The sequence below is a fragment of the Candidatus Eisenbacteria bacterium genome, from assembly GCA_035712145.1.
Classification (GTDB): Bacteria; Eisenbacteria; RBG-16-71-46; order RBG-16-71-46; family RBG-16-71-46; genus DASTBI01.
In genome coordinates this window covers 1-4101 of sequence record DASTBI010000183.1, presented here as the reverse complement: position 1 = coordinate 4101, position 4101 = coordinate 1, and the positions used below count along the sequence as shown (strand labels likewise).

At 67.3% G+C, this 4101-nt stretch carries 4 protein-coding genes; 2 read left to right on the top strand and 2 right to left on the bottom strand.

What is annotated here, in order from left to right:
• Nucleotides 1–281, bottom strand: a 281-nt coding sequence (locus tag VFQ05_12585) for a hypothetical protein (GenBank protein ID HET9327601.1), incomplete at its 3' end; no start/stop codon positions are given.
• A 322-nt stretch (nucleotides 282–603) separates the two neighbouring features.
• On the opposite strand from VFQ05_12585, the gene VFQ05_12580 reads away from it, so the two are divergent.
• On the top strand, nucleotides 604–2562 hold the full coding sequence (locus tag VFQ05_12580; protein ID HET9327600.1) for a L,D-transpeptidase family protein: 1959 nt from the start codon (nucleotides 604–606) through the stop codon (nucleotides 2560–2562).
• A gap of 58 nt (nucleotides 2563–2620) precedes the next feature.
• Nucleotides 2621–3817: a M43 family zinc metalloprotease gene (locus tag VFQ05_12575; GenBank protein HET9327599.1), complete on the top strand. Its 1197-nt coding sequence runs from the start codon at nucleotides 2621–2623 to the stop codon at nucleotides 3815–3817.
• Between the two features lie 7 nt (nucleotides 3818–3824).
• Here VFQ05_12575 and VFQ05_12570 read toward each other — a convergent pair.
• The coding region (locus VFQ05_12570) for a flavodoxin-dependent (E)-4-hydroxy-3-methylbut-2-enyl-diphosphate synthase (protein ID HET9327598.1) at nucleotides 3825–4101 on the bottom strand (277 nt) is incomplete at its 5' end.

Sequence of the window (4101 nt, the reverse complement as noted above, 5' to 3'; positions counted from 1 at the left end):
TTCACCAGCTTGGCTGCAGCGAACATGTCGCCCGAAACGAGCGGGCCGAGGAAAACGAGCAGAATCGGCAACCCAGGCCCTTTGGTCGTGAAATGGGCCGGGCTTACTACCCCCGATTGGAGCTCCAGAGCCGCGGGAATGTACTCGCCGACCAGATCGGTTTCGGTTCCATAGAGGGGAACCGAATGCAGAAGCCCGTTGACGACGGCGGCGACTCCAAGGAAGGCGAGAACGATCGCCGCCGCGACGCGGGTTTCGATACCCGAGTCTGAAGCGCGCAAGTCCTGCGGACCGCGGGACTCAACTGTCTTGAGCCGCGGTCGCCGCGCTCCGCGTACCCTTGAACTTTGAGCCGAGGAAAGAGCCCTTTTCACTGGCAAAGGTGGGTCATGGTCGGATCTCGTGGGTTTCCTCGGGGATGGTTACTCCCATCGAAGATCGGCACGTGAATCCGCCCCCTTCACCCGCAGGAGGGCGATGCCTACGTCGTCATTCGACAACCGCGAAGCAGTTCATGGGTATCCTTCAGGTGGTGACCCGGACGCGAGCCGGTCCGGTTGTTTTTCCTCGTGGGTGTGGCACATTGCGCCGATGACTGATGACGTGAACGCCGATCGTGCCATCGCCCGCGCCCGCGCGGCCCTGTCACGCGCCGCGTCGCCATTCCGCGAGCTGCCTCCGCGGCTTCTGCTCGTCGACGTTCCCCGGCAGCGTCTCGACCTGATCGTGGACGGCGCGATGCTGGCCGAGCTCCATGTCTCGACGGCGGCCGCCGGCGTGGGAGGCGAAGCGGGCTCGCTTCGCACGCCCCCCGGATGGCATCGCATCCACGCCAAGATCGGCGCGGACGCGCCGCTGGGCGCGGTGTTCGAGAGCCGGGTGCCGACCGGCGCAGTCTGGGGCGGCGAGACCCGGGAGGACGATCTCATCCTGACCCGCATTCTCACGCTCGAAGGCCTCGAGCCCGGAATCAACCAGGGCCCCGGCCACGATTCGCTCGAGCGCTACATCTACCTTCACGGGACCAACCAGGAGGATCGCCTCGGAAGCCCCGCGTCGCACGGGTGCGTCCGCCTCTCCAATCCCGACATCGCCTGGCTGTTCGATCATGTGGAGGCCGGCGATCCGGTGGTGATCGTCGGTGACGAGGGGCGCGCGATCTATCCGGATCCTCACGGCCACGAGCGCTTCCACTTCGCCGGCATCGGCGGAAGCGGAATGAGCGCCCTGGCCCAGTTCCAGGTCATGGCCGGAGGCCGGGTGAGCGGCAGCGACCGGGCTTTCGATCGCGGCGAGCGCTCGGACCTGGAGCGACGGCTCCGGAACCTCGGCATCGCGATCCACCCCCAGGATGGCAGCGGCGTGCGCGGCGACTGCGCGGCGCTCGTGCTCTCGACCGCGGTGGAGTCGGAAGTTCCCGACTACGCAGTGGCCCGCGATCTCGGGGTCCCCACGCTCCATCGCTCGGAGCTGCTCGCGCACTTCGTCGCGACGTACCGCACCGCCGCCATCGCCGGCACGAGCGGGAAGTCCACGGTCGTGGCCATGACGTTCGCAATCCTTCGCGGCGCCGGCCTGCGTCCTTCGTTGATCACCGGCGGCGAGCTGCTCGAGCTCCAGCGCGAGGATCTGATCGGGAACGCGTTCAGCGATCCCGGCTCGGAGCTGCTCGTGATCGAGGCCGACGAGAGCGATGGCTCGCTGGTGCACTACCGGCCCGCCGTGGGCGCGGTGCTGAATCTCCAAAAGGATCACAAGGAAGTCGGCGAGGTCGCACTGCTCTTCGAGCGCTTTCGCCGCCAGACGGTCGAAGGCTTCGTCACCGGGGAGGACGCGAATCTGGAAGCGCTCGCGCAGGGTGCCAGCGAGATCTTCGGCTTCGGTCCCAGGGCCACCGTGCGCGGGGAAGGAGTCGAGCTCGAGCCGCTGGGCAGCCGCTTCACGGTGGATCGTGTGGCGTTCACACTGCCTTGTCCCGGCCAGCACAACGTCGCCAATGCTCTGGCGGCGATCGCCGTGTGCCGGACCCTGGGGGTCGAGCTGCGTGCGATGGTGGAGCCGCTCGCTTCGTTCGCGGGTGTGGCGCGGCGATTCCACACGGTGGGAACGGCGCGCGGAATCGAAGTCATCGATGATTTCGCCCACAACCCGGCCAAGCTGAAGGCAGCGATCGCCACCGCTCGCGCTCGCGGCCGAAGAGTGCTGGCGGTCTACCAGCCGCACGGCTTCGGACCGACTCGATTCCTTCGTCAGGACCTGGTCGAGGCGTTCAGCGAGGCGCTCGGCTCGGAAGATCTCCTGTGGATGCTCGAGATCTTCTACGCCGGGGGCACCGCGCGCCGTGACTTCTCGGCATCCGAGATCGTGGACGAGCTGCGGGGCCGCGGCGTGAACGCGCGCTTCAGCGACCGTCAGCGGCTCCCGGCCGAGATTCTCTCCCAGGCTCGCCCAGGGGACGTGGTCCTGTTGATGGGCGCCCGCGATCCGTCGCTCACCGAGCTGGCGCGCAAGGTCCTCGAGAGCCTCGGAAGCCACAGCCCGGCCACGATTTCGGGGCATTGAACCGGGCCTTCCCGTCTGGGAAGATAGCCCGCGTCTCGGAACTCGTTGAGGAGGTTTCTTGAAGCCGTCTGCCCCGCTGACCTGCCTCGCGCTCGCGATCGGCCTGGCCGGCCCGGCGTCGGGGTCGACCAGCGTCCCACTGCCGACCGACCTCGAGCCGGTCGAGCGGACCTGTGTCACGCCACCGCCCAGCGCGCGCGATCTCATGCGCGTTCAGCAGATCCGTCGCCGATTCGCCGAGGAGCAGCCGCTCACGAAGCTCCAGGCCGGTGGGACGATTCGCGTCGCGTTCCACGTACTCACCTCGGGCAAGGTCGGGAATGTCTCCGACGAGCAGGTGACCGCCCAGATTGCTGAGCTCAATCGCGCATACGCAGGCACGGGCTTTTCGTTCGAGCTTCAGTCGATCGATCGCACCGATCACGGCGGATGGGCTCGGATGAACATTGCCTCGGGCGCGGAGCGTCACGCCAAGGAAACGCTTGCCGTCGATCCCGCGCACACGCTCAACATCTACACCGCGGCACTCGGCAACCGTCTGCTCGGCTGGGCCTATCTCCCGTACGGCATTCCAGAGGACCACTACCTGAACGGTGTCGTGGTGCACTACGGATCGCTCCCCGGCGGACCATTCCTCTATTACAGCCTCGGGCGCACGTTGGTGCACGAAGTCGGTCACTACCTTGGGCTGCTCCACACATTCCAGAACGGATGCGAAGCGCCCGGCGATCTGGTGGATGACACGGCATACGAGGATGGGCCGGCCTTCGGATGCCCCGAGGGTCGCAATAGCTGTCCGGATCCCGAGCTCGACCCGATCCACAACTACATGGACTACGGCTACGACGCCTGCACCACCGAGTTCACCCCTGGCCAGATCGACCTCATGCACGACGCCGTGACGGCCTACCGTCCCAGCTTGTTCGCGAGAGGCATCGCGCGCGGGGAGGCTGAGATTGCCGAAGACGCCGTCCACCCCGACGATTTGGCCGGTGGCATCGAGTTCCGCGGGGCCGGGCCCAATCCCTTCCGCCTCGCGACGGCCGTCCGCTTCACGCTGCCGCGCGCCGACCGCGTCCAGCTCCAGGTGTTCAACGTCGCGGGTCAGCGCGTGCGGAGCCTGATCGACGCGCAGATGCCGGCGGGCGCCCACAGCGCCATGTTCGCCGCGCAGGATCTGACTGCGGGGGTCTACTTCGTGAGGCTCCGCGTGGGCCGTACCGAGATGAAGCGGAGCGTGATCCTGCTGAAGTAGCCGGGAATCAGTCCCCGGTCGCGGCGAACCGCCGCGCCACGTAGTCGTCCAGGATGCGCGCGAAATCCTCGGCGATCGTCTCGCCCTTGAGCGTGGTCCGGAACTTGCCGTCCACGTAGACCGGGGCTTTCGGCTCCTCGCCCGTGCCCGGCAGCGAGATCCCGATGTCCGCGTGCTTGCTCTCGCCCGGCCCGTTCACCACGCAGCCCATGACGGCGATGCGGAGCTGCTCCACGCCCGGATGCCGCTCGCGCCAGACGGCCAGCCGCTTCTGGATATGGCCC